Here is a 22,979-nt window from a genome sequence, read left to right on the forward strand (position 1 = left end):
GCCGCAGGCGGAAGCCTATCTGGCCATCCTGACCGGCCGCGCCGGTTCCGGCAACGGTCGGCGCATCGTGCCGCGCCGTCGCAAGGGAGGGGCGTAGGCCATGGGCAAGTCCACGGAAATCGCCATTGTCCTGCGCCTGCGCGACGAGATGGCCGGCCGGGCGGCCAAGTCCCTGGAGACGCTGACCCGGGCCGCCAAGGGCGTGGGCCAGGGAGCCGGGGCCGCCGCCCGGCAGTTGGGCCGGCTGGACCGCGCCGGCGACGGCGTGCGCGCGGTCGGCATCGCGGCCGCCGATACGGACAAGCTCATGGGCGGCCTGGGGCAAACCGCGCGCCGGGCGGCTCGGGAAGTCTCGGACGTCGGCCGGGCGGGAAGCGCGGTCAAGTCCGTGGGCACCATGGCCTACGAGGCCCTGCACGGGCTCAACGAAGCGGCCCGGGCCGGCAATCGTCTGCGCGACGCCCTGCGCGGCGTGGGCGCGGCCGGTCGGGCGGCCCTGGGCGCGGTCAAGGGCATTGGCCAAGTCGGCGCGGGCGCAACCGCCGGGGCCATGGTCGCCGGCCGGGCGCTGGCTAGGCCGATTTCCTTCGAGAAGCGCCTGGCGCTCATGGCCAACACCGCTTACGCCGACCGCGACGTGGCCGGCCGCATCGCCGGCATGCAGGGCCTGGAGAAGGCGGTCAACACGGCCGTGCGCCAGGGCGGCGGCGGGCGCGACCAGGCGGCCGAAGCCCTGGACGCCATGCTGGCCTCGGGAGCCGTCAAGGCCGACGCGGCAACCAAGCTCCTGCCCACCATCCAGAAGTTCGCCACCGCTTCCGGGGCCGGCTCGAACGAGATCGCCGAGATCGTCATCCGGGGCATTCAGCAGAAATTTTTCACCGAAGGGCAGGCCGGCCAAGCCCTGGACAAGGCCATGGCCGCCGGACAGGCCGGCGGCTTCGAGCTGCGGGACATGGCCAAGTGGCTGCCCAAGATGATGGCCCTTGGCTCGGGCATGAAGTCCATGGCCGGCTTCGAGCAGCTTTTGGCCTATGCCCAGGCGGCGGCCGTCACCGCCGGCAGCCGCGACGAGGCCGGCAACAACCTGGTCAACCTGCTGCAAAAGCTCAATAGCCAGGACACGCGCAAGGATTTCGCCAAGCTCGGCATCGACCTGACCGGCACGCTCACCCGGGCGCGGGAACAGGGCATGCTGCCCTTGGAAGCCTTCGCCAAGCTCGTGGACAAGGAGATCGTCGGCAAGGACAAGCGCTACGCCAAGCTCCAGGCGCGCCTCGGCAAGGCCCAGGGGGCCGAGCGCCAGCAGATCCTTTCCGACATGGCCGACCTGGCCAATGCCTCGGCCGTGGGCAAGGTGGTCCAGGACCGGCAGGCCTTGCTGGCCTTGATCGCGGCTACCAGCCAGAAAGCCTACATCGCGGACGTGGCCGGGCAGATACGAAGCGCCCAGGGCACGGGCGAGAAAGCCTATCAGGTGTACCGCTCCACCACGGCCGCGCACATGGAAAGCACGGCCAACGAGGCCGATATCGCGCGCTCCCGCATGCTCGGCGACGTGGGCGGGCCGATGCGGGCGGTGGCGGACGCGGCCACCGACCTGGCCCGGCGTTTTCCCACCCTGGCCACGGTGGCCACCGAGGCGGCCACGGCCATTGGCACCATGAGCGCGGCGGCCGCCGCCTTCGGGGCCATGCGGCTTTTTACCGGCGGTGCCGGTGGCGGGGCCGCCGCCGCTGCCGGAAGTGGCGGCCTGCTCGGCATGTTTGGCGGCAAGGGCGGACTTTTGGCCACGGCCGGGCTGGCCGCCTGGGACATCTACGCCACCGAGAGCAACGACGCCCTGACCCGGGCGCAAAAAAACGTGCGCCATAGCGAAAACGCCGGCGGACTGGCCGGAGCCATCGCCGGCATGAAGCTGGGGGCTGTCGGCGGCGCGGCCCTGGGGTCCGTGGTGCCCGGGCTCGGCACGGCCGCCGGCGGCATTGTGGGCGGTCTGGCCGGCGGGGCCGCCGGCTGGTGGGCCGGCAGCGACCTGGGCCGATGGGCCGGGGAAAAGCTATGGGGGCCGTCCACCCAGGCCAAGGCCGACGCCCAAAAGGTGGTGGTCGAGGACAAGAGCACCTTGCACGTGGAATCCGTGCTCCACCTGGACGGCCGCGAAGTGGCCCGGGCCGTCAACGACTACAACACGGCCGACGCCAAACGGGAGTAGCCATGGCCTGGCGCGATTCGCTTTTGCCCGCCTCCTTTCGCGGCGTGCCCTTCGACGTCATCGCCGCGCGCGACGACGTGGAGCGGGCGCTGGTGCAGCACGAATACCCGTACCGCGACGGCGCGGAAATCGAGGACATGGGCCGCCGGCCGCGCAAGGTCACCTTCCGGGCCGTCTTTTGGGGCGACGACTACGAGGAGGCCGTGACCCGCCTCATTGCCGCCCTGGACACGCCCGGCAAGGGCGAACTCATCCACCCGGTGTTCGGCTCCCTGACCATGGCCTGCCCCAGCTACCGTGTGGACCACCACGAGGACCACCCGGACTATGCCGAGATGGAGCTGGTCTTCATGGAGGCAAGCCCGGACATTCCCTTTTTCGACAAGCCGGCCACGGCCACGGCCCAAGCGGCGAGCCTGGCCGGCGACCAGCAAAGCGCCTTGTCCCTGGCCACCCTGGCCTCCTGGGTCGGTTATGCCGCCTGGGCCGCCGCCGTGCCGGCCAGGCTCGCGGCTTACGTCCGGGGCGAGGTGCTGGGCGCGGTCCGTTTCGTCACCAACCTGGCCAGGGACCTGGCCGGGCTCCCCCGGGTGGTGGCCTCCGACTTTTTGGCCATCCCGCAAGCCCTGGCTTCCGATGCCCGGGCCGTGACCGCCGCCGTGACCGACCTGGCCGACCTTCCGGCGGAAACCTTCGGCCGTTTCGCCCGGTTGGCGGCCATCTCGGACAAGCTGCCGCGCCTGCCCCTGACGGCCGCCGGGAGCCCCTCGGCCTATCGCCTGGACCCGGCGCTTTATGCCGGGGGCGTGGTCACCGGGCCGCTGACCGGCGCGGCCATAGCCCGGCCAAGCGTGGTCGTGGCCGCGACCGGCACGAAAAACGCCGCGCCCGAGGCGGACCTTTCCAGCGCCACCGGCCAGGCCTGGGCCATGGCGGCGGCCGTGTGCAACCTGGAGCGGGCCGTGGCCATGGGCAATGCCGCCGGCGAGGCCCTGGCCGGGGACGCGGCCGAGCCGACCCTCACTCCGGCCGAGGTGGAGGCCATCGTCGGCGCGACGCGCCAGCGCTACCAGGACTGCATGGACGAGCACCGGCTGGTGCTGCCCACCGAGCAGGCCTACCCGGTGGTCGAGCGGCTGCGCACGGCGGCGCTTTCCGTCCAGGAGCTTGGGGCCACGGTCATTCACCTGCACCCGCCGCTGGTGACGCATGCCGCCCCGAGCCTGTGCAACCTGCGGCTGCTCGCCCACTGGCTCTACGGCGACCACACGCGCGCCGCCGAGCTGGCCCGGCTCAATCCGGGCCTGCGCAATCCTAATTTCGTGGCCCAAGGCCAGGTGCTGTATGGCTTCGCCAGCTAACGCCGCCGACGAGCGCATCACTCTCCGCGTGGCCGGCCGGGAGCACCGGGACTGGACCAGCTACCGCATCGAGTCGCATCTGATCACCCCGGCCGACGCCTGGCGCGTGACGCTCGGCATTCCGGCGGACAGGATTCCGGCCACGGTGCGGCCCTGGGCGGCAATGGAGGCCTGCCTGGGCCAGGACGTGGTCCTGACCGGCCGCATCGACCGCATCGAGCGCGAGGTGGCCAAGGGCCAACACGCCCTGACGCTTTCCGGCCGCGACGGCGCTTCCGTGCTGGTGGACTGCTCGGCCCCCGTTTTCACCCGCCGCAAGGTCACGCTCACCGAAGTGGTGGATCTGGCCGTGCGGCCGCTCGGCGTCTCGAAGGTCCGGGTGGACGTCACGAACGCGCGGGAGAAGGTGGAGATCGAGCCGGGCATGACCGCCTGGGACGCCTTGGGGCAGGCCTGCGAGGCCAACGGCTGCTGGGCCTGGTTCGAGCCGGGCGGCGTCCTCGTGGTCGGCGGCCCGGACTACGCCGCCGCGCCCGTGGCCACGCTGGTCATGCGCTTCGACGGCACAGGCAACAACGTCCTGTCCCTGGCCGTCACCGAGGACGTTTCCGGCCGCTACAGCGAGGTCACGGTGCTGGGCCAATCGCACGGCACCGAGACGACGGACGGCAAGCATGACATCCAGCACCGCGAGACCGACCCGGACGTGCCGGGCTACCGGCCGCTGATCCTCGTCGCGGGCGACTGCGATGGCGCGGCCGAGGCCAAGCGCCGGGCGCAAAAGGCGCTCATGGATTCGCGCCTGGAGGGGCTGACCCTCACCGCCCTGGTGCGCGGCCATCGCATTGCCCTGGGCGGCAAGCCCTGGACGCCCGGCCAGCGTGTGCGGCTGGTCAGCGAGCCCCACGGCCTGGACGCCACCTATTTCCTGATGGGCCGCACGTTCCTGGGCGGCCGCGACAAGGGGGGCGTCACCGAGCTGACGCTCAAAGAGGACGGCGTCTGGCTGCCCGCGCTGGCCAAGACCGGCGGCACGAGCAAAGGCAAGACGGCAAGCGTCGGGAAGGTGGTGGACTTGTCATGAGCAACGATTTTCTGCGGCGTGTGGACGCCAAGATCACGCGCGCCTTGTCCCGGGTGCGCCTGGGGTTTCGGGCCGTTCTCACGGCGCTGGACACCACGCCCGGCGTGCAACTCCTCCAGGCCAACGGCCTGGCCGGCGAGCAGTTGCAGGCCTCGGAAGTCTTCCAGCAGTTCGGCTTTACGTCGGCCCCGCCGGCCGGCAGCCAGTGCATCGTGCTGCCGCTTGGCGGCAAGAGCGCGCACAGCGTCATCGTGGCCACCGAGCACGGCAATTACCGGGTGCAGGCGCTCAAAAGCGGCGAGGTCTGCGTCTACAACCAGGCCGGGGCCAAGATCACCCTGAAGCAGGACAAGGTCGTGGCCATCGAATGCGACAAGCTGGAGGTCCGGGCCAAGGACGAAATCGACATGACGGCGGCGCGCATCCGCCTGCGCGCCAGCCAGCGCATGGGGCTTTATGCGCCTGTTTGGGATTTAGGCGGCGATGAGGATGGGGCGGACTGCGACGGCGTCTGGCGCGGGAATCTGCATATCACCGGGACGTCCCGGGCGGACGTGGATCACATTACGGGCGGGGTGTCGCTGGTGCACCACGTGCACCCCGAAAATGATGGTGGCGGGCCGACGGATGAGCCTATTGTCTAATAAATTTAATGTGTTAAAAAATTCTAAACTATTTCTTGACTCGTTAAGCTAATATGCTTATTAGCTTCCCATGAACATCACCACAAAACCGGGGGAAGCCATGAACACCTTTGGGGAGCGTTTACGCCTTCTCAGGGAACAAGCGGACAAGAAAATGAGAGATGTGGCTGAAGCGCTAGGTTGTTCAGTCGTCTATATTTCTGATATTGAAAGAGGACGGCGCAATCCTCCTTCCGCTGATAAGATTAAGAAAATTGCGCAAGTCATTTCTACTCCTGCTACAGAACTTCTTGACTTAGCCACTAAGGAGAAGGGTCGCATCGAACTTGATCTTGATGGTGCAAGCCCGAGCCTTGAAGAAGCTGGATTGGTATTGGCTCGTTCATGGAAAGACTTGTCAGAAGAACAAGCAAAAAAGATTCTTGCTATTATCGAAAAGCGAGGTGAACATTGAACAGCTTGGCAGATGCAAGAGTAGTTGCCGTTCCGGGCTTGAGTTGGGCAGAAGTACAAAAGTCTGCTCGTGACTTGTTAGAATTAGTTTGCCCGGAACGGCTAAATTCTCCTGGACCTACTCCAGTTGCAGAACTATTTGAAGGTGGTTTACGCGAAGTCCTAGGTGTAGAGTATCGGATTGACGACTTGTATGACGGAGAAGCCGAATATGACCCTAAGAAACGTGAACTAACACTTGACGAAGGTGTGTACCTTGGGCTTCTCGACGAGAATGGCCGCGACCGCTTTACGGTAGCGCATGAAATAGGACATGCGCATCTCCATGGCCCATACTATCGAGGTGTCATTAGGGGCAAACGTAAAGCGATTGTTCTTCAACGTTCGCAAGTTCCCGTTTATCAAAACCCTGAAAAGCAAGCGGATGTATATGCGTCGGAACTTTTGATGCCGTCACCTTTGGTGGCGCAAATGATCCGCGATGACGCCTCGTTAATCGACCTCAGCAGAACTTTTAAGGTTTCGCATGATGCCGCACGAGTGAAGCAGGAACGGGTGCTGCGGTCGATGAGGGCAGGAAAGCTATGAACCAATCAAGATCGGAACGGCATCAAGCCGTAAACATGGGCAAAGGCCGCTACCCCCCGAAATTCGACGAGCGCGGCCCTTGGCGCATGCTGTGCAAAGAAGCTAACGTTGTGGTGACGACTAGCCTAATGCACAACATCGACGGCGTCAAGTCTGCTCGTCAAACGAGGAGGTCCAAACATGGGCAACCTGGTTTGGAGGAACGGACGCCTTTACCGCGCGGTGGCTAGCTTTTACCACTGGCGGGCGAAGAAAGTCCTGTACGCCGCCGATTACGGGAAGAAGTGTTTTTTGATCCCCGTACGCTAGGCTGATTCTGCCAAAACATGGGCCGCTTCGTCGAGCGGCCCTTTTATTTCGTCTCCTGAACCCCTTCACCTATCCCACCACCCCGCACCGCCACTAAGGTGGCGGCCATGGGCATCGACCGAGGCATTGATCCATATACCGGCGAATATTTGCAAACCAGGATAAACCACCTGGGCAACGCCGTCTATATTCGTTTGGCGACACCGCTCAGCTCCTGGTGGGCGGACCCGTCGATCGGGTCGCGTTTGCATGAGCTGGCGCGCTCCAAGGACCTGCCCCGCATCGGCGTATTGGCCCGCCAATATGCCGCCGCAGCCCTGCAACCGCTCCTGGACGACGGCCGGGCGCGCTCCATCGACGTAGCCAGTGAACAGCCGCATGACGGCCGCTGTCTGCTCCGCATCACCGTTGTGGACGCCCTGGGCCGCCAAGCCACCTTTCAACATCCGGTGCGGGTGGCCTGACCATGTACGCCATCCCCAGCTTCGAGGACATCCGCGCCGCGTATCTGCGCGACATCAAGAACCAGCTTCCCGACGCGGCCACGGACGCGGACAGCGACTATGCCATCCGGGCCACGGCCGTGGCCGCCGCCGTGGACGGCCTCTATCAGCACCAGCTGTGGATCGCCCGGCAGGTGCTGCCCGACACCGCCGACCCGGAATACCTGGAGCGCCATGCCGCGCTTCGCGGCATCACCCGCAAGCCGGCCATCGCCGCCGGCGGCGACTTGGTTGTCCAAGGCACGCCCGGCGCGGTCATCGCCTCGGGCGAATCCGTGCGCCATGTGGCCACGGGCCTGACGTTTTTAACGACCGCCCAGGCCGTCATCGGCGCGGACGGCCGCGTGGTCGTTGCGGTCGCCGCCGCCAAGGCCGGCGTCATGCCCACCTTTGCCGGCGAGCCGGTGCTGTTCGTCCAGGCCCCGGAAGGCGTGCTGTCCCAGGCCGGGCTCACCCTTTCCGGCGGCTTGGCCGCCGAGACCGACGCCGAGCTGCTGGCCCGGCTGCTGGACTACATGCGGCACCCGCCAGGCGGCGGCAACGCCTACGATTACCGGCGTTGGGCGCTGACCGTGGCCGGCATCTCCCGGGCCTGGACCTTTCCGAACAGGCGCGACCTGGGTTCGGTGGACGTGGCTGTGCTCGGCCCGGACGGCCCGGCCACGCCCTCGGCCATCGCCGCCGCCCAGGCCGTGGTGGACGAAAAGCGGCCGGCCGCCTGCAAGGACGCCTGGGTGCTGTCGCCAACGCCCGTCAATGTCACCGTGAAGGTGGCCGTGCGCCTGGACGCATCGGTCACCACCCTGGCCCTGTATACCGCCCAGCTTCAGGACGCGCTGGAGGCCGCCCTGGCCGATCTTTCCCCCGGCGGCGTGGTCTACCGCTCCAAGATCGAGGCCGTGTCCTCCAGCCTGCCCGGCGTCATCGACCGACAGGTGAAGGTGCCGCAGGCCAACTTCGTGGCCGTGGTGGACGCCACGCGCCTGGAATGGCCGCGCCTGGGCCTGGTCGAAGCGGAGGCGCTGTGATGGCTGGGCATGCGGCGCTCCTCCAGGCGCTTTTGCCGGAAAGCTACGCCCCGACCGGGCTCATCGAGCCGGAATTGGCGGCCGAGGGCGTGGCGCTGGATACGGCCTTGCTGGTCAGTCTCGACCCGTTGCGGGGGCTTACGCCGCTGGCGGCGCTGGAATGGCTGGAGGATTACGAGCGCGTCTATGGCCTGCCCGGCGACTGCCGCCAACAGGGGTTGCTCCTGCAAGAGCGCCTGGCCTTGCTGGCCATCGCCCTGACCGAGCGGGCGGCCATCAACCGGGCCTATTTCATCTGGCTGGCCGACCAGCTCGGCTATGCCGTCACCATTGAGGAGTTCGACCAGTTTCGGGCCGGCTTCTCCCGCGCCGGGGAGCGCATCAGCAACTACGAGGCGCTTTTCGCCGCCGGTTGGCGCGCCGGGCAGTCGCTGGCCCAGGGCGCGCCCTGGCAATTCGTCTGGATGGTCCACGCCTCGGGCGAGCCGACAACGCTTTTTCGCGCCGGCGTCAGCGGCGCGGGCGAGCCGTTGGTCAGCTGGAGCAACCAGCTCCTGGAATGCGCCATCCGCAACGCCGCCCCGGCCCACACCATGGTCCACTTTGCCTACGGAGGATAACCGCGATGCACCGCATAGACGGCCCCGGAGCCGTGAACAGTCTTTTCACCGAGGGCGACCCCACCGTCCCGCAGATGGCCACGGTCGTTTCCGCCGCCTGGCTCAACGACGTCCAGGAGAACCTGACGCGCACCATCGAGGCCGCTGGCATCGCGCCGGTCAAGGGCGACTTCGACCAGCTGCGCCAAGCCATAAACCTGCTGTCCGGCGCGGGCGAGGTGGGCGAGATACGGGTCTGGCCCAGCGAAACCTTGCCGGCCAGCGGCGACTGGCTGGAATGCGACGGCCCGTCGCTGCTCATCGTCGATTACCCGGCCCTCTACGCCGTCCTCGGCACCGCCTGGGGCACGGCTCCCACCGGCTATTTCAGGGGGCCGGATTTGCGTGGCCTAGCCCTTCGCGGCTGGGACCACGGACGTGGCCTGGACCCGGACGCGGGTCTTCGCACCGGCGGCGACCATGTCGGTTCCACCCAGGACGACGCCGTCAAAAAACACAACCACCCCTTGGGCGGCGCGGTCGGCACGGCCGCCGGCCAGACCGGCGTGGTGGACGTGCAGGCCTGGGATAACGGCCCGTACAACTACTATTCCAAGGATTTTCAGGTGACGAGCGACAAAAACGGCGCGTCGGCCCTGGCCAACGTGCCCACCGCGTCGGAAACCCGCATGAAAAACGCGAACGTCATGTTCATCATACGCTGGAGGTAGGCCGTGAAACTGTATCTGTGCGACGCCCGGGGCGTGCTCCTGGGCGAAACCGAGGCCCGCGTGTCCCCGGCCCGGCCGCAAAACCCGGACGGCAGCCCCAATTACCTGTTCCCGGCCGGGAGCACGGCCACGCCGCCGCCCGCGACCGGCGACGGCCAGGTGGCGGTCTTCGACGGCCAGACCTGGCGCGTGGAAGAGGATCACCGGGGACAAACCGCCTACGCCACCGCCGATGGCAGCGCCCTGGCCATCCGGGCCGTGGGGCCGATTCCCGATGGCTACACACTCACGCCGCCGCCCGGCCGGGCCTACAATTGGGACGCCGCCTCGGCTTCCTGGCAACCGGACATGGCCGCGATCCGCGCCGCCGCCGAGGACGCCATCGACGCCCAGGCCGATGCGCTCCTTGCCCCCTACATGAGCCTCACCCCGGGCCGGGCCATGACCTACCTGGCCAAGGAGGAACAGGCCCGGCAGTTCCTGGCGGCGGAAAGTCCCGACCCGGCCGCCTATCCGCTCATTTCCGGCGAGGTGGGTATCACCGCCGACACGGGGCAAGCCGTGGCCGAGACGATCCTGGCCATGTCGCAAGCCTGGCATGCCATGGGCGCGGCCATCGAATCCGCGCGCCTGGCCGCCAAGAAAAAGGTCCGGGAGGCCGCGACGCCCGAAGCCGTCCAGGCCGTGTGCGACGCCATCGTCTGGCCCAAGGCCGAGGCCACGGCATGAGCGCCATCCCCACCGTGCCTGTCACGGTCCATTATCAGGACACAAAAGGCCAGGGCGTGCCCGGCGCGGCGGTCAAGGCCGTCCTGACCTGCCAGGAACGCTACCAGGGCCAGGACGTGGCCCTCGGCCCGGCCGAGGCCGCAACCGACGCCCAGGGCGAAGCGGTCCTGGAGCTGTTCCCCAACACGCTCGGCAGCGAGGGCAGCGCCTACAGCCTGACCGTGACCGACCCCTACGGCGGCAGCATTGTGCGCTTCGTGGCCATCCCCAATTCGCCTTGCGACGTGGTCCTCGGCCTGCGCGTGGCCACGGCCGTGACCGGCCCGCAAGGGGCCACCGGCCAGAAAGGCGAAAAGGGAGACAAGGGCGACAAAGGGGACAAAGGCGACCGGGGCGAGGCCGGCCCGGCCGGCGATATGTCCAAGGCCAGGCGGCTGGCCATCATTTTCGGGTAGGAGGATGGGAGTATGGCGCTGAAACCCTGGCCGTTAGCGAGCGTGGAGGCCGGCGTGGCCACCGACCTGGTCGTGCCGACGCCAAGCCTTGAGGTGGCCGTGATCGGCCTGATCGTCTGCAACACCGACCCGGCGGCAACCGCCGACGTGGTCGTGACGCTCACCGATGCCGCAGACGCGATCCTGGCCACCATCCTCATGGCGTCGCTGGCTCCCGGCGAATCCATCCATATCGACACCAAGGTCTGCATCGCCGCGAGCGTTGCCCCGGACAAGCTGCGGGCGCTCTCCAACGTGGCGGCGGTGTCGTTTCTGGCCTCGGGAGACGAGGGGTAGCCATGGGCGTCACCAGAATCACCGCGCCGACGTCCTGGACCCGGCGCATGCCCGTCGCGCCGGCCGGCGACGGGTTGCGAACACTCTACGGCATGTACGACGTGCGCCCCGAAACGGACATAGCCGGGACGCTGACCCTGCCGACCGAGCAAAACGGTCCCATGAAGGTCTTTGCCTTCGGCGACGTGACCTTAGATGGAGCCACCATTGTTCCGGCCTACGCCTGCCGCACGCTCATCTTGCTTTTTAAATCCCTGACCGTGGCCGGGGCGGCCAGCACGATCAGCATGGCCGGGATGGGAGCCATCGAGTCAACGAGCTGGCCGGTCTACGACCTTTCCTTTCCGCAAAGCGTCGACCTGGCTTCCGAGGCCATGACGTACAGGGAGATACAGCGCCAAATACGGGCGAACGGCTTTTTCCCGGGCGACCCAGTGCTGTGGCGGGAATGGCGCTCGCTGGTCGCCGCCGACATCAATCCCGGGACGGCCATCATCACCGCCGCCGGCTGCGGTGCCGCCGGCTCACGTCCCCATGCGCGGGATAACGACATAGGGAGCTATCCCGGCGGGGCGGGAGCGAAGGGGCCGGGTGGCGGCGCGAGCGGCAGCGCCACTCACGGCTACATGACGGACAGTTGGGGCGGCCTGGGGGAAAAAGGTTTCCCCTGGCGTGGAGGGTTCGGGGGCCAGTCCGCAGGCGCTGGGGCTGCCGGTTTAAGCGCCCAGGCGCTCAAGGCGACAACCAGCGATCCCACGCTTTTGTTGGGGCATCCCGGTGGGGTGCTCATCGTGGGGGGGCTGGGCGACGTGGTCGTCGGGCCTGGCCTGACAATAACCGCCAGCGCGGACGCCACCGGCCTCGCTGGCGGCTACGGCGGTCCCGGGGGCGGCCGGGCCGCACTCTATTACGGCGGGGCGCTGACCGGCACGCCGACACTGGCGGCGGCCGGCGTCAGCAATGGCGGGGCGGGCTACTGCGACGTGGCGACGTTCGCCGCGATGGGGTTGTAGTATGAGCAATATCACCATCCTGCATTCAATCTTTTCCCCGACTTCCCGGGCGTTCGTGGCCTCCCTTGGCGTGGAGGTCCCGGCGGGCGACGACGTGACCGTGGCCGTGGGCGACGACACTGTTCGGATCATCTCTGACCACGCCAAAGCGGTGGCCGTCTGCCCGGCATTCCCCGGTTATCCAACGGCCGTTGTCGGCGAAGGGGACGCGCAACGCATCTTACCTTTTCCGGCTGCGTGGGAAGAGGTGGCGACCTGGGCCGCTACGCCGCCGGCGGTGGCCGATGCGCCGAACCGTTTCACCGAAGCTGGGTTCATGCGCCTGTTTACCCAGGAGGAGTTTGACGCGCTCTTGGCTGTCGAAACCACGGACGCCGACGTGCGCCGCATGTGGGCCTTCATCCGGGCCGTCGGCTACGCGGACATGCACGATTCCCTGACCGTCAACTCCCTCGCCATCCTGCGCGCGAAAAACTTCATCCCCACAGACGAACGCCTCCAGGAAATCAAAGCCGGCGTGGCCAAGATGTAGGAGTATCCCATGAAACAATACATTTGGAACGTCCTGCTCGGCCTGGATCAATTTCTTTCCGTCCTGACCGGCGGCGATCCCGACGAAACGGTTTCCAGCCGGGTGGGCAAGGCATCCGCCGCCGGCAGCCGCATAGGACGCATGTTGGAAATCTGCCTGGACGCCGTCTTCGGAGCCGGCCATTGCCGGAGGTCCATCGAGGCGGACGAAGGAGGGCAACGGGTCGCACGTTATTAGAAGAGGAGCGGCAGGGCGGCAGCAACCGCCCCACCGACGCGATGTGGGGACATCGCGCCACGGCCGAAGCCGCGCTCCAAGCTCGTGCACGAGCGTTAGAGGGCTACAGCTTCCGGCCCAACCTTGTAAAGGCAAGCATGGAGATACGTTGCGGCAAATGCGGACGTCTTTTGGCCAAGGGCACTGGGACCATCGAAATCAAATGTCCCCGTTGCCATACCCTCAACCACGTGAGGGCCGCGAGCCCCGACAAAGAGAGCCTGAGAGCCCCGAAAAAGGAGCACTTGGGTGTCACCTCAAACGGTCTTTGACAACGGCGTCCTCTACACAGGCGACGCCCTGGCGGTTTTGAAAGAGCTTCCGGCGGATTCGGTGGACATGGTGCTCACCGACCCGCCGTATTCGAGCGGCGGGCTGCACTTGTCCGCGCGCCAGGCGACCCCGGCCTCAAAGTACCAACGCAGTGGGACCAAGAAGGTCTATCCACCGATGCTCGGCGACCTGAAGGACCAACGCTCTTTCGTCATGTGGGCGGCGCTGTGGCTGGGGGAATGTTGGCGGCTGGCCAAGTCGGGCGCGTCCTGCCTGGTCTTTTGCGACTGGCGGCAACTGCCGGCTATGACCGACGCGATCCAGGCCGCCGGCTGGCTCTGGAAGGGGATAGTGGTCTGGCACAAACCGAACGCCCGGCCGACCATGGGGGCTTTCCGACACGACGCGGAGTTCGTGATCCACGCCGTGAAGGAAAAGATGCGGACGCACACGCGACAATGCTTCCCCGGCGTGTTCCATTGTGGCGTGGACCCGAGGAAAAAGGTCCACCTCACAGGGAAGCCCGTGGCCCTGGTCAAGGACCTGCTGGCGGTGGCCGCTACGGGGGCAAACGTGCTCGACCCGTTCCTCGGTGGCGGCACCACCGCCCTGGCATGTGTGGAGACCGGCAGGCGCTTCATCGGCGTGGAGCTTTCGCCCGAATATGCAGCTCTGGCCGCCGAGCGCATCCATGCCGCCGAGGCCGCGTTAAAGTAGATTCCAACCACATGGCGGCGTGCCAAACCGCGCGCAAATCAGTGCCAAATCGCGCGCCGCCTTACATCACGCTCCTTTAATCCAACCACTATCCGCCTAACCGCTTCAACTGCCGCTAATGAACGCTCACAACCTTGGACCGGGGACCCATAGCGGACCCAAGCACCCCTCCAACGCAAAAGGGGTTGGACCGTATTAGTCCAACCCCTTAATTTTTATGGTGCTCCCGATGCGATTCGAACGCATGGCCTATCGCTTAGGAGGCGATTTTTTATCTTTCAGCTAATTTCAGAAGACTTCACAACTTCATTGACTTTCAGTATGTTAAGCCATATCCATCTTCACAACTCTTCACGCTTTTGCCCCTTGCTTCAGACTAAAAGGATGGACAGGGGATGGACAAAATCCGGGAGATGGACATGGCAACAAAATGGATTGGCACGAATTATCCTGGAGTTCGGTACAGAGAACACCCCTCCCGGAAGCACGGCATCCAAAAGGACCGCTATTTTTCCATCTACTATAAGGTCGGCGGCAAACGCCGCGAGGAAGCCCTTGGCTGGGCCTCGGAAGGTTGGACCGCCGCCAAGGCCGCTCAGACTTTGGCAGAACTCAAAAAGGCCCATACCATCGGGGAAGGACCATGCTCCCTGGCGGAAAAGCGCAAGCTAGCCGAGGAGAAGCGTCAGGCCGAGGAGACGGCACGCGTTATCGAGGCACGCGAAAACATCACCCTCTCCCAAGTCTGGAAGAAATACCTTCCTGTGGCCCAGGCCAACAAGGCCACCCATACGGCCTATGCTGAAGAAGCCGCTTACCGGCTCTGGCTCTCCCCTACCCTGGCCGACAAACCTCTACGTGACATCAAGCCCATACACTTAGAGCGCATTAAGAAGACCATGACCGAAGCCGGCCGTTCCGCTCAAACAGTCCGGCATGTCCTGGCCGCCTTGCGGCAGGTATTCAACTTCGCCAAGCGCCATGGCCTCTATGCCGGCGACAACCCGGTTTCTTTGGTAAAGAAGCCCATGACCGATTCCCGCCGTCTCCGCTTCCTGACCCACGACGAAGCCGACCGATTGCTTGCCGCCCTGGCCGAACGGGAATCCAACGTCCATGACATGGCCCTGCTCGCCCTGCATTGCGGCCTGAGGGCCGGTGAAATCTTTTCCCTGACCTGGGGCGACGTGGACATGGAACGTGGCGTCCTCATCCTGCGCGACACCAAAAGCGGCAAGACCCGGGCGGCCTACATGACCGAGGCCGTGGCAGCAATGCTCGCGGACATGGAACGCCGAGGTCCCGACGATCTCGTGTTTCCCTCCGCCAATGGTGGCCGTATCGTCCAAATTTCCGAGACGTTCAACCGCGTGGTTGCCGCCCAGGGGCTCAACAATGGTGTTACCGATCCACGCCAGAAGGTCGTCTTCCATACCCTGCGCCACACCTTCGCCTCTTGGTTGGTCGAGCAAGGCATCGATTTGTATTCGGTCAAAGAGCTTATGGGACATGGCACACTGGCCATGACGGAGCGCTACAGCCACCTTTCCCCGGACAAACTGCGCCGGGCGGTCAAAACTCTTGAAACCAGCATGAATACGATAAAGAGAGACGAACGCATTATGCACATGAGGGATAACTAGCCGAACAAATGCAGATTCCCTCATATCCACAACGTATATTTGACACACAACACAAGCAACAAAAAAATAAAAAACAAAGCAGAGCTTGCGCATGTCAAAAAACAAAAAACCACAAAAGCGACATAAAGAGCAACCCAAATCATCATTTAATCAGCACAATGAATTACTATACCCTGACAACGAAGAATCCAACCCGATAACATCATTTATAAACATGATATTATTTGAAACCTCGGCTGTAAATGCAAGATCAGCTGCAACCAATCTTTTTCCAATAGGAACAGACGCAACAATTAAATCATTAAAAATTTTCCAACAAGAAATTATAAATTGCATATCGACAAACAACGTATTGTCTTTTGAGCTTTGCCTCCTTTGTTGTGGACACAATAAAGATTTTATTAAAAATAGACAGTCTGGCTATATGTTAGATTACGATTCTCTAAAGAATCTAAACACAGAGACTGAAGAAGCATTTATCGATATGGCATCAGACGGAGAAGACCTTATACGCCGGTACAAGATTTTAGCATTCGCCGAGGCAATAAACGGAATTGATAGAATCATATGCGCATTAAATGGAAACAATCCCTCTGTAATCGTTTACGAAACCTTGCTATTCGCGAGAAACTTAGTACAATTTTCTAATGAGATAAAATTTTATAGATCATTTAAAACTTTAGCAGGCGCAAAAGACGGGGGAGGGAAGCACACTCCGAGAAAAGAATTAATAGCAATTTTCATTGATTCACTAAGCAAAAACAAAGAAATTACGTTCAAAGAAGAGTGGAAACGCATATCACACTATAATGAATCAAACAAACTTTGCCATGGAAAATATTCTTTCTACATAGACGAAGCAACCGAATCACTTATATACTCTTGGACTATACATAACAAATCCGGGGGTAGAGAGAAAGAAGAAAAGGAATCCTCAATCCTAAAAGCAACTGCCCAAATTTATTTTTCCGAAGCGAAAAAAACACTTTAAACAACCCCCTTGCTTTAAACTCTGGTCTGCTACTTCTTCGCAACTTCACTTAGTACGAGGAGGTAGCTCTTATGTCTTTTTCTAAAAAAAACGCCCGCCCTGTTGATCTCTCCACCCTCCGGGAAACTCTCCCGCCGATCTTGGCCCGTAAAAAGATTGACCGTTATCTCGGCGGCATCATCTCACAGGGATATTTAGCCAACCTCGATAGCGAAGGAACTGGGCCGAGGCGGGTACGCGTCGGTGGGACGGTCGGCTACCTTCGTGAGGATCTCATTGCCTGGCTTGAAGAAAGATCCTCCATGATTGACTAGGGCTGGGATTGCCATGAGTAACCCAGTTCTCGAATTTCAGGATGTGCTTAAACGTACTGGTCTCGATCCTGACGAGATTATCGCCGGAGGCAATCTCCATCAGTGCGGGCTCACTACTTGTAAGGAGCGTGGAGAAGATGGAGCGTATACGTTCCATCCTGCCCCGCCTGCTTCCGGTTGGTGGCAAAACTTCCAAACAAGCCAGGAAGACACCTGGACCGCACGTTCGTACCCAAAACTGCCCCCCAAAGAACGACACAAGCTCGACAAGTCAAAGCACAAAACAGAAGAGACTCTTCGTTCTGCCAATGGTCGTAACATAGCTGAACGCATAGTCTTTGTCTGTCTGCCTGCAGCAATGCCCCCCCTTACCGAGTGCAACTCCTTTCTCTCGGTTTACATCTTGCCCCAGGCGGCAAGGACAACAATCATCTTCATAGGTTTCTTTCTTTGCCGCGACCTAAGGCATGAACGCGTTGTGTCTTCAGGATTGGCTGATTCGGCGCGCGATTCGTCTTACTCGAAGCAACGATAGACAACGACCAAGGCGAGGAAATTCACTTTTCTGCTTCAGGTTAGCCACGAGAGCTCAAATGAACATAAAAAGAAAGGCAACAAAACTAGCAGGCCGCTTGGCAGCCAAGCCAACATCCGCCTCAACAGCCTCCACCTCAACCTCCCAAGCAGACAGGCGGCAAAGCAGGCGAGTAAACATCCTGCCCAACACCCAAGCACAAAATACCAAGAAGGCACGGAACCATCAACAGCCTGATATCTCAGAACTATCAACGAGCGACCTCCTGGCAGGCCTCAACAGCAACCAAATCTTAGTACTGAAGTTCATCATTATGAACTTGAAAAGGATAATTTCATATGACCAAATATCTATCCAAGTAAAAATCCCAAGAGGAACAGTAAGGGGAAACGTAAAAACGCTCTCACATCTTGGATTTATTAGGCCATATCCGAAAAGAACAGGGAAGATACAGGGATTGTCCTTCAAATTTAACATTAAACTTTGCACATTATTCTGCGAAGTTCATGGATTAGAATTCCCCCTTTCGCTCATCGACACTCCGCATGTCCAGACGATCTCGACACCCACCCCATCACCCTGTGACCAGATAGAAAGAAGTACATACACTATCAAAGAAAAAATCATGACCTTAACGCCTGATGACATTTCTCGCAGATATCCAAAACTAGCGGCGCACGGACTTTGTCCAAATCAAATCCGACAATTCGTCTCGACTCTTGAGAAACATGACTTCCCTTTGACCAATCTTCTTCTATCACTTGACCATCTCAATTGGGAACTTGAGCACGGGACTCTTATTGATGGAACTGGGAAAATTGTCGCGAAACCTCTTGGATATTTTTATAATTCTATTGCACAAAATGGATACTATCGCTCTCCCAATGGGTATGTCTCATCGGAAGATCAAATCATATTTGACCAAAAACACTCGGCTCACGCAGCCAAACAAGCCTACGACTCTGCTGCCAACGATTTATTCCAATTATGGGTGAACTCTCTTGAGCCATCAGAAAAAGAAAAACTTCTCGAGAAGAAGTTTGGTCCCGAAGTGCAATATCTAAGACACTATTGGAATGAAAACCACAAAGAGTCGATGCTGTTGAACCACAAAAAAATCCTCTCTAAAATTATTTCGGAATTTTCGGAACTAAAACGAAAGGCAGAAACACCCAAGACGTAGCGGCAGCAGACGCAATATACATTTTATCCTTCGGAAAAATGATTGCGCTCTGCGAGGCAGAAAGGGGAAACGGAAAATGGCGATAGCCTTTGCCAGAATGGAGATCATTTCCACCCGCAACGGCGGATCGGCGGTTGGGCTTTCCTCGTACCTGAACCGGGATCGAAAAATACAAAACTCAACCGGCAGGCAATTCGACTTCACGGAAAAGCTCGCTGACGAGCCCAACGAGTTTGTTCATTCTGAACTTCTTGTCCCTGAACAACTCAAGGAGAAATGGGTTTCAAGTGAAACGCTCTGGAACGCCGCTGAGGCGGCTGACCTGAAAAAGGACGGAACGATCAAGACAAACGCTCAGCTCGCCAAGCACATGGTTTTGGCCCTTCCAGCGGATGAGGGCCTCTCACGTGAACACGTGCTTGAACTGGCCCGGCAATTCGCCCGCGAGCATTTCACTAAACATGGCTTGGTCGTCGAGATGGTCTTCCACGACAAAGGGGACGGCAACCCACACGCCCATCTTCTCATCTCGACCCGAACTCTTGGCGAAAGCGGCTTTGGCCCCAAGGCGAGGCACCTGAACCCTGGCTTCGCCAAAGGAAAGTTTGTCCTCCAGAAGGACGATTGGGGCCAGGAATGGGCAAATTTTCAGAATGGTTATTTCAAGTCCCATGGTCTGGATCTCGAAGTGGATTCGATCGGCAAGATCAGCCAGAAGCATGTTGGCCCAGCCTGGCATCAAAAAGGCGGGCAGGCGGTCAAGCGGGAAATCAATGAAGGCATCCAGGCGGAAAACGCCGAACTCCCCCCCGAGGAAATGCTTACCCAACTGACCCGGAACAAATCCATCTTTAGCGAACGCGACATCTCCCGTCTGGTTTCCAAGGTCACCAGCACGCCCGAAGGCAACGCCAATCTCAAGAAAGAGATCCTTTCCCAGGAGAACCTCATCCGGCTCTACGACCATGATCCCGGCAAATTCGTGGGATTCACCACTCGGGACGTACTTGAACAAGAAAAGCGGGTCATGGACATGGCCAGGTGCAGGAATCAGGACGCCGCGCCTATGCCTCAGCCGAGAGCCATCCAACGCGCCTTGCACTCTAGAACCATGGACCCAGAGCAGGAACAGGCCTTCCGCCATGCCATAGCACCTGGGGGGCTAAAAATCATCGAAGGCCGAGCCGGAGCCGGCAAGTCCTACACCATGGGTGCCATCCGTGAGGCCTACGAGAAGTCCGGCTTTCGTGTCGTGGGGCTCTCCCCAACCAACACCGTGGCCCAGGACATGAAAACAGATGGCTTTGCCGAGGCCAGTACCGCCCATTCTGCCGTCTGGCATCAGGAGAATAACGCCAGATCGCAAAAGTGGGACCAGAGGACCGTCCTTCTCGTTGACGAGGCGGCCATGCTCGACACGGAAATCATGGAGAAAATTTTTAGCAACGCCACAAGAGCAGACTCCAAGGTGATCCTGATTGGCGACGACAGGCAGCTTGCCTCCGTTGCCAGAGGCGGCATGTTCACAGAATTTCGCCACAGATTCGGTTCGGCAGAGATCACCAAAGTTCGCAGGCAAGAGTCCGACTGGCAGAAAGAGGCCAGCGCCAACTTCTCCGAAGGCCGGTTCCTCGATGGCCTCAAGCGATACCAGGAACGCAAAGGCTTCCTTCATTGGCTACCAAATGCCTCAAGCCAGAAAGAAGCCCTCGTCAGGGAATGGACCAAGGACATGTCATGCGATCCGACCCAGGCGAGATTTGTCTACGCGGGGACCAACGCCGAGGTGAACGAGTTGAACATGCACCTGCGGGACATCCTGGCGAAGCGTGGCGACATCGTCGGCAACCATGAATTCGAGACCTGCAAGGGCACGCAGACCTTCGGCATCGGCGACAGAATTCAATTCCATGGAACGGACAAAAAGGCTGACATCTTTAACGGCTCACTTGGGACGATCAAATGGATCGACGGCGACAAAGTCAACGTACTCACCGACGCCGGCCAGGAAGTCGCCTTCAATGCCAAGGAGTTCCGGGACTTCGCCCTAGGCTACGCCGGAACGGTTTATCGTGGCCAAGGAAAGACCCAGACGACCGTCTACTGCCTGCATGGCCGCAACTGGGAATCCCGCACGAGCTATGTCGGCCTGACCCGCCACAAGGAACAGCTCAAATTCTTCATCGACCAATCCAACACCAGGGACTTACGTGCCTTGGCGATCCAGATGGGCCAAAAACGAGTTGCCAGGGCCAGCATCGGTTTTAGACCTGAGTTTTCAATGAAACGAGCTCCCAATCACGAACGCGTGAGGACCAAAGGACGAGAGTTTGATTTAGGCCGTTAAGGAGGAAGAATATGGAGAAAAACAAACTCACACCAGAAGAACAGCTCAAGCGCGCCTTGGAGCGGAAAAATCGCGCCATAGCGGCGGAAAACAGAGCAAAGGCCCAACTTCGCAAAGCGGAACAGCGAATCAAATACGAGCTTGGCGGATTGGCTGTCAAAGCAGGCTTCAAAGGCCTTTCCCTCAAGACGGTCTTTGGCTCTCTGTGCTTTGCCAGCGCAATGCTTCGTGTCCATTCCGCCGGAAAGGAAGTCGAAGACTATTTCCAGCGCCTTGGCTTGGCCGCATGGGAGCGGTTTGAAGTGGCGAAGGACCTCAAGTTTTTGAAAGATCTTTCGGAACAGGAACGTACGACAATTCTGTCAGAGCTGTTTGAGCTGATCCAGAGGCATCCTTTCCCCGGCAACGACCACACAGCCAGGCCAATGCCCGCGAGACCTTCTCTTCAGCCCCAGACGCAGAACCAGACGCCGGAGGTCGAATACAAGCAACCGGCAGGTCCTCCACTCACCCCTTCGGCAACACACGCCGGATTCGACGAGGAGACGTAATGCGACGCGCAATCTTCGTACTCAGCCAGAAAGGCGGCCCCGGCAAGTCCACCTTCTCCCGTGCCCTTCTCGATGTGCTCAGGTTTGACCGGAATATGACCGTTGGCGCCTTCGATGCAGATGGAAACGTCGGCCAACTTCTCCAATATTATGGAGAGCGAGGCGAGAATGGCAGGCTCATTCCGGATCAAGACCCCGTCCGAGGCGTTTTCCCCTTCGACATCCGGGACAAGGTGGGGCGAGATAACGTTGTCAACGCCCTGGACCTTGATGCCGACGTCCTCCTTTTCGACCTGCCGGGCGGCGCGGTTGATACTCTCACGACTATCATCAGGGCTGAAAATGGCATTCAGGCACTCGTCCAGGAATACCGGAACGCAGGCGTTGCCATCACTGTCGTCATCGTCATGTCCATCGTACACGCCTCGGCGAGCAATGTTGTCAAGACTATCAACATGTTCGGACCGGATGTCGATTATGTGGCCGTGAAAAACCTCTTCTTCGGCGCGCCAGAGGACTTCCTTTTCTTCGATGGTTTTACCGACGTTCAAGGGAACACGGTAGGTGGTCGAGGCAAGGCACTGCTCCATCAACATCAGGGTGCGCTTATAGCCATGCCGCAGCTACGTGGTCGGGAATACGCCCTCCTGGACCTTTACAACCTCGGATTTACCCCGGCCTTGAAATCCTCTCTGCTTCGCCGGGCAGAACGAAGCAACATCTTCCACTTTCTTGAAGGATTCAAACATGCCGTGACAACCGCTGGTATTTCTCTGGGCGTGGAGGAGAGCATATGACTTTACTGGATAAGCTGCTTCAAGGGCTCCCTGATGACGTGAAGAATCATGTCCAGCGCGTTGTCATCAATTACGAGCTCGACCCGAACAACCCAGAAATTCTGTTGGCCGTCCTATGCGGACATATTGAGTCCCTCGCTGGCAAAATTCCCGGCAAAATCGCCGAGCAAATCAACCGCTCAGCCAAGATCGCGGGCGACATTGCGGAGAAAAATATCGAACAACGCGAACGGGAGATTCAAGCACGGCTTGTCGATTTCGTGGTCGAAAACTCTGAGAAAGTCTTGAACGCAAGGATTCAAACGAGCCGTTTCAGATGGTTCTGCGTCGCTTGCGTCTTCACCGTTATCCTCGCGATAGGATCTCTCTATGGCGGGTACAAATGGGGGTTCGAGATTCGCGACGCGGATTATCGAGTTGAGCTTGAAAGACTCCCGGAAGTTGCATCCTGGACTGCTAAGGCTATTAAATCTCCAAGTGACATGGCCCTGGTCAAATGGTCCTTGTCGGAGGATGGGAAACTTGCCAATCGCTTTTCAAGGCTTAATGGCGGCATCAATAAATTCTTCGACTGCTATTCAGATGGGTCTACTGAGTGGAGAAGTAATCGCAAATTCTGCTTCCCTCAAGACAAAAAAGGAAGCATTTATGGATGGATTATTGACGAAAAATAGATTAATAGCATTATATAAAATCAAAAACAACGCCTGTCACACAAATTCACAACGCCAAATCTACACAAAACAAATAAATTTACTTTACACAAAGCATT

The 22,979-nt window shown here is 60.6% G+C and carries 26 protein-coding genes; all 26 read left to right on the forward strand.

Going from position 1 to position 22,979, the window contains the following annotated elements; genetic code table 11:
• The first annotated feature begins 100 nt into the window (after positions 1-100).
• The 26 genes from K9F62_19665 (at position 101) to K9F62_19790 (ending at position 22,881) form a co-directional block, all read left to right on the forward strand.
• A complete protein-coding gene (locus K9F62_19665; GenBank protein UJX40876.1) occupies positions 101-2,215 on the forward strand; it encodes a phage tail tape measure protein in 2,115 nt (704 codons plus the stop codon).
• Between the two features lie 2 nt (positions 2,216-2,217).
• A complete protein-coding gene (locus tag K9F62_19670; GenBank protein ID UJX40877.1) occupies positions 2,218-3,576 on the forward strand; it encodes a DNA circularization N-terminal domain-containing protein in 1,359 nt (452 codons plus the stop codon).
• Entirely contained in the window at positions 3,560-4,660 is a 1,101-nt protein-coding gene (locus K9F62_19675; protein UJX40878.1) for a phage tail protein, read from the forward strand. The genes K9F62_19670 and K9F62_19675 overlap by 17 nt, the downstream gene beginning before the upstream one ends.
• Entirely contained in the window at positions 4,657-5,304 is a 648-nt protein-coding gene (locus K9F62_19680; protein ID UJX40879.1) for a phage baseplate assembly protein V, read from the forward strand. Before K9F62_19675 ends, K9F62_19680 begins: the two co-directional genes overlap by 4 nt.
• Positions 5,305-5,374: 70 nt before the next feature.
• Entirely contained in the window at positions 5,375-5,758 is a 384-nt protein-coding gene (locus K9F62_19685; GenBank protein ID UJX40880.1) for a helix-turn-helix domain-containing protein, read from the forward strand.
• Entirely contained in the window at positions 5,755-6,345 is a 591-nt protein-coding gene (locus K9F62_19690) for an ImmA/IrrE family metallo-endopeptidase (GenBank protein ID UJX40881.1), read from the forward strand. Before K9F62_19685 ends, K9F62_19690 begins: the two co-directional genes overlap by 4 nt.
• A 416-nt stretch (positions 6,346-6,761) precedes the next feature.
• The gene (locus K9F62_19695; protein ID UJX40882.1) at positions 6,762-7,118 is read left to right on the forward strand and encodes a phage GP46 family protein; all 357 of its coding nucleotides are present in this window, start codon (positions 6,762-6,764) and stop codon (positions 7,116-7,118) included.
• Between the two features lie 2 nt (positions 7,119-7,120).
• Positions 7,121-8,185 carry a baseplate J/gp47 family protein gene (locus K9F62_19700; GenBank protein ID UJX40883.1) on the forward strand — a complete coding sequence of 355 codons (1,065 nt, stop codon included), beginning with the start codon at positions 7,121-7,123 and terminating at the stop codon, positions 8,183-8,185.
• On the forward strand, positions 8,185-8,805 hold the full coding sequence (locus tag K9F62_19705; GenBank protein ID UJX40884.1) for a DUF2313 domain-containing protein: 621 nt from the start codon (positions 8,185-8,187) through the stop codon (positions 8,803-8,805). The genes K9F62_19700 and K9F62_19705 overlap by 1 nt, the downstream gene beginning before the upstream one ends.
• A gap of 5 nt (positions 8,806-8,810) precedes the next feature.
• The gene (locus K9F62_19710) at positions 8,811-9,515 is read left to right on the forward strand and encodes a phage tail protein (protein ID UJX40885.1); all 705 of its coding nucleotides are present in this window, start codon (positions 8,811-8,813) and stop codon (positions 9,513-9,515) included.
• Positions 9,516-9,518: 3 nt separating this feature from the next.
• Positions 9,519-10,244 carry a hypothetical protein gene (locus tag K9F62_19715; GenBank protein UJX40886.1) on the forward strand — a complete coding sequence of 242 codons (726 nt, stop codon included), beginning with the start codon at positions 9,519-9,521 and terminating at the stop codon, positions 10,242-10,244.
• A 257-nt stretch (positions 10,245-10,501) separates the two neighbouring features.
• Positions 10,502-10,699 (forward strand): hypothetical protein, encoded by a 198-nt coding sequence (locus K9F62_19720; protein UJX43259.1) that lies wholly within the window; start codon positions 10,502-10,504, stop codon positions 10,697-10,699.
• A gap of 12 nt (positions 10,700-10,711) precedes the next feature.
• Entirely contained in the window at positions 10,712-11,035 is a 324-nt protein-coding gene (locus tag K9F62_19725; GenBank protein UJX40887.1) for an amidohydrolase, read from the forward strand.
• A gap of 2 nt (positions 11,036-11,037) precedes the next feature.
• Positions 11,038-12,048, forward strand: a complete 1,011-nt coding sequence (locus K9F62_19730; GenBank protein UJX40888.1) for a hypothetical protein — start codon at positions 11,038-11,040, stop codon at positions 12,046-12,048.
• Positions 12,049-12,148: 100 nt separating this feature from the next.
• A complete protein-coding gene (locus tag K9F62_19735; GenBank protein UJX43260.1) occupies positions 12,149-12,580 on the forward strand; it encodes a hypothetical protein in 432 nt (143 codons plus the stop codon).
• A gap of 9 nt (positions 12,581-12,589) precedes the next feature.
• Positions 12,590-12,817: a hypothetical protein gene (locus K9F62_19740; protein ID UJX40889.1), complete on the forward strand. Its 228-nt coding sequence runs from the start codon at positions 12,590-12,592 to the stop codon at positions 12,815-12,817.
• 137 nt (positions 12,818-12,954) lie between these two features.
• Positions 12,955-13,128, forward strand: a complete 174-nt coding sequence (locus tag K9F62_19745; GenBank protein ID UJX40890.1) for a Com family DNA-binding transcriptional regulator — start codon at positions 12,955-12,957, stop codon at positions 13,126-13,128.
• Positions 13,129-13,195: 67 nt separating this feature from the next.
• Entirely contained in the window at positions 13,196-13,846 is a 651-nt protein-coding gene (locus tag K9F62_19750) for a site-specific DNA-methyltransferase (protein ID UJX43261.1), read from the forward strand.
• A 419-nt stretch (positions 13,847-14,265) separates the two neighbouring features.
• The gene (locus tag K9F62_19755; GenBank protein ID UJX43262.1) at positions 14,266-15,489 is read left to right on the forward strand and encodes a site-specific integrase; all 1,224 of its coding nucleotides are present in this window, start codon (positions 14,266-14,268) and stop codon (positions 15,487-15,489) included.
• 91 nt (positions 15,490-15,580) lie between these two features.
• Positions 15,581-16,480: a hypothetical protein gene (locus tag K9F62_19760; protein ID UJX40891.1), complete on the forward strand. Its 900-nt coding sequence runs from the start codon at positions 15,581-15,583 to the stop codon at positions 16,478-16,480.
• A gap of 71 nt (positions 16,481-16,551) precedes the next feature.
• Positions 16,552-16,794 carry a hypothetical protein gene (locus K9F62_19765; protein ID UJX40892.1) on the forward strand — a complete coding sequence of 81 codons (243 nt, stop codon included), beginning with the start codon at positions 16,552-16,554 and terminating at the stop codon, positions 16,792-16,794.
• 593 nt (positions 16,795-17,387) lie between these two features.
• Positions 17,388-18,512: a hypothetical protein gene (locus K9F62_19770; GenBank protein UJX40893.1), complete on the forward strand. Its 1,125-nt coding sequence runs from the start codon at positions 17,388-17,390 to the stop codon at positions 18,510-18,512.
• A 76-nt stretch (positions 18,513-18,588) separates the two neighbouring features.
• Positions 18,589-20,859, forward strand: a complete 2,271-nt coding sequence (locus tag K9F62_19775; GenBank protein ID UJX40894.1) for an AAA family ATPase — start codon at positions 18,589-18,591, stop codon at positions 20,857-20,859.
• 11 nt (positions 20,860-20,870) lie between these two features.
• Entirely contained in the window at positions 20,871-21,410 is a 540-nt protein-coding gene (locus tag K9F62_19780; GenBank protein UJX40895.1) for a conjugal transfer protein TraD, read from the forward strand.
• Positions 21,410-22,207 carry a hypothetical protein gene (locus K9F62_19785; protein UJX40896.1) on the forward strand — a complete coding sequence of 266 codons (798 nt, stop codon included), beginning with the start codon at positions 21,410-21,412 and terminating at the stop codon, positions 22,205-22,207. The genes K9F62_19780 and K9F62_19785 overlap by 1 nt, the downstream gene beginning before the upstream one ends.
• Positions 22,204-22,881 (forward strand): hypothetical protein, encoded by a 678-nt coding sequence (locus tag K9F62_19790; GenBank protein ID UJX40897.1) that lies wholly within the window; start codon positions 22,204-22,206, stop codon positions 22,879-22,881. The genes K9F62_19785 and K9F62_19790 overlap by 4 nt, the downstream gene beginning before the upstream one ends.
• The last annotated feature ends 98 nt before the right edge of the window (positions 22,882-22,979 follow it).

It is taken from the genome of Desulfovibrio sp. JY (genome assembly GCA_021730285.1).
GTDB lineage: Bacteria > Desulfobacterota > Desulfovibrionia > Desulfovibrionales > Desulfovibrionaceae > Solidesulfovibrio.

Excerpts from the sequence above, each read along its gene's own strand:
- K9F62_19665 (UJX40876.1), top strand. The coding sequence starts at position 101 with ATGGGCAAGTCCACGGAAATCGCCATTGTCCTGCGCCTGCGCGACGAG.
- K9F62_19670 (UJX40877.1), top strand. The coding sequence starts at position 2,218 with ATGGCCTGGCGCGATTCGCTTTTGCCCGCCTCCTTTCGCGGCGTGCCC.
- K9F62_19675 (UJX40878.1), top strand. The coding sequence starts at position 3,560 with ATGGCTTCGCCAGCTAACGCCGCCGACGAGCGCATCACTCTCCGCGTG.
- K9F62_19680 (UJX40879.1), top strand. The coding sequence starts at position 4,657 with ATGAGCAACGATTTTCTGCGGCGTGTGGACGCCAAGATCACGCGCGCC.
- K9F62_19685 (UJX40880.1), top strand. The coding sequence starts at position 5,375 with ATGAACATCACCACAAAACCGGGGGAAGCCATGAACACCTTTGGGGAG.
- K9F62_19695 (UJX40882.1), top strand. The coding sequence starts at position 6,762 with ATGGGCATCGACCGAGGCATTGATCCATATACCGGCGAATATTTGCAA.
- K9F62_19700 (UJX40883.1), top strand. The coding sequence starts at position 7,121 with ATGTACGCCATCCCCAGCTTCGAGGACATCCGCGCCGCGTATCTGCGC.
- K9F62_19705 (UJX40884.1), top strand. The coding sequence starts at position 8,185 with ATGGCTGGGCATGCGGCGCTCCTCCAGGCGCTTTTGCCGGAAAGCTAC.
- K9F62_19710 (UJX40885.1), top strand. The coding sequence starts at position 8,811 with ATGCACCGCATAGACGGCCCCGGAGCCGTGAACAGTCTTTTCACCGAG.
- K9F62_19725 (UJX40887.1), top strand. The coding sequence starts at position 10,712 with ATGGCGCTGAAACCCTGGCCGTTAGCGAGCGTGGAGGCCGGCGTGGCC.
- K9F62_19730 (UJX40888.1), top strand. The coding sequence starts at position 11,038 with ATGGGCGTCACCAGAATCACCGCGCCGACGTCCTGGACCCGGCGCATG.
- K9F62_19740 (UJX40889.1), top strand. The coding sequence starts at position 12,590 with ATGAAACAATACATTTGGAACGTCCTGCTCGGCCTGGATCAATTTCTT.
- K9F62_19745 (UJX40890.1), top strand. The coding sequence starts at position 12,955 with ATGGAGATACGTTGCGGCAAATGCGGACGTCTTTTGGCCAAGGGCACT.
- K9F62_19750 (UJX43261.1), top strand. The coding sequence starts at position 13,196 with ATGGTGCTCACCGACCCGCCGTATTCGAGCGGCGGGCTGCACTTGTCC.
- K9F62_19755 (UJX43262.1), top strand. The coding sequence starts at position 14,266 with ATGGCAACAAAATGGATTGGCACGAATTATCCTGGAGTTCGGTACAGA.
- K9F62_19760 (UJX40891.1), top strand. The coding sequence starts at position 15,581 with ATGTCAAAAAACAAAAAACCACAAAAGCGACATAAAGAGCAACCCAAA.
- K9F62_19765 (UJX40892.1), top strand. The coding sequence starts at position 16,552 with ATGTCTTTTTCTAAAAAAAACGCCCGCCCTGTTGATCTCTCCACCCTC.
- K9F62_19770 (UJX40893.1), top strand. The coding sequence starts at position 17,388 with ATGAACATAAAAAGAAAGGCAACAAAACTAGCAGGCCGCTTGGCAGCC.
- K9F62_19775 (UJX40894.1), top strand. The coding sequence starts at position 18,589 with ATGGCGATAGCCTTTGCCAGAATGGAGATCATTTCCACCCGCAACGGC.
- K9F62_19780 (UJX40895.1), top strand. The coding sequence starts at position 20,871 with ATGGAGAAAAACAAACTCACACCAGAAGAACAGCTCAAGCGCGCCTTG.
- K9F62_19785 (UJX40896.1), top strand. The coding sequence starts at position 21,410 with ATGCGACGCGCAATCTTCGTACTCAGCCAGAAAGGCGGCCCCGGCAAG.
- K9F62_19790 (UJX40897.1), top strand. The coding sequence starts at position 22,204 with ATGACTTTACTGGATAAGCTGCTTCAAGGGCTCCCTGATGACGTGAAG.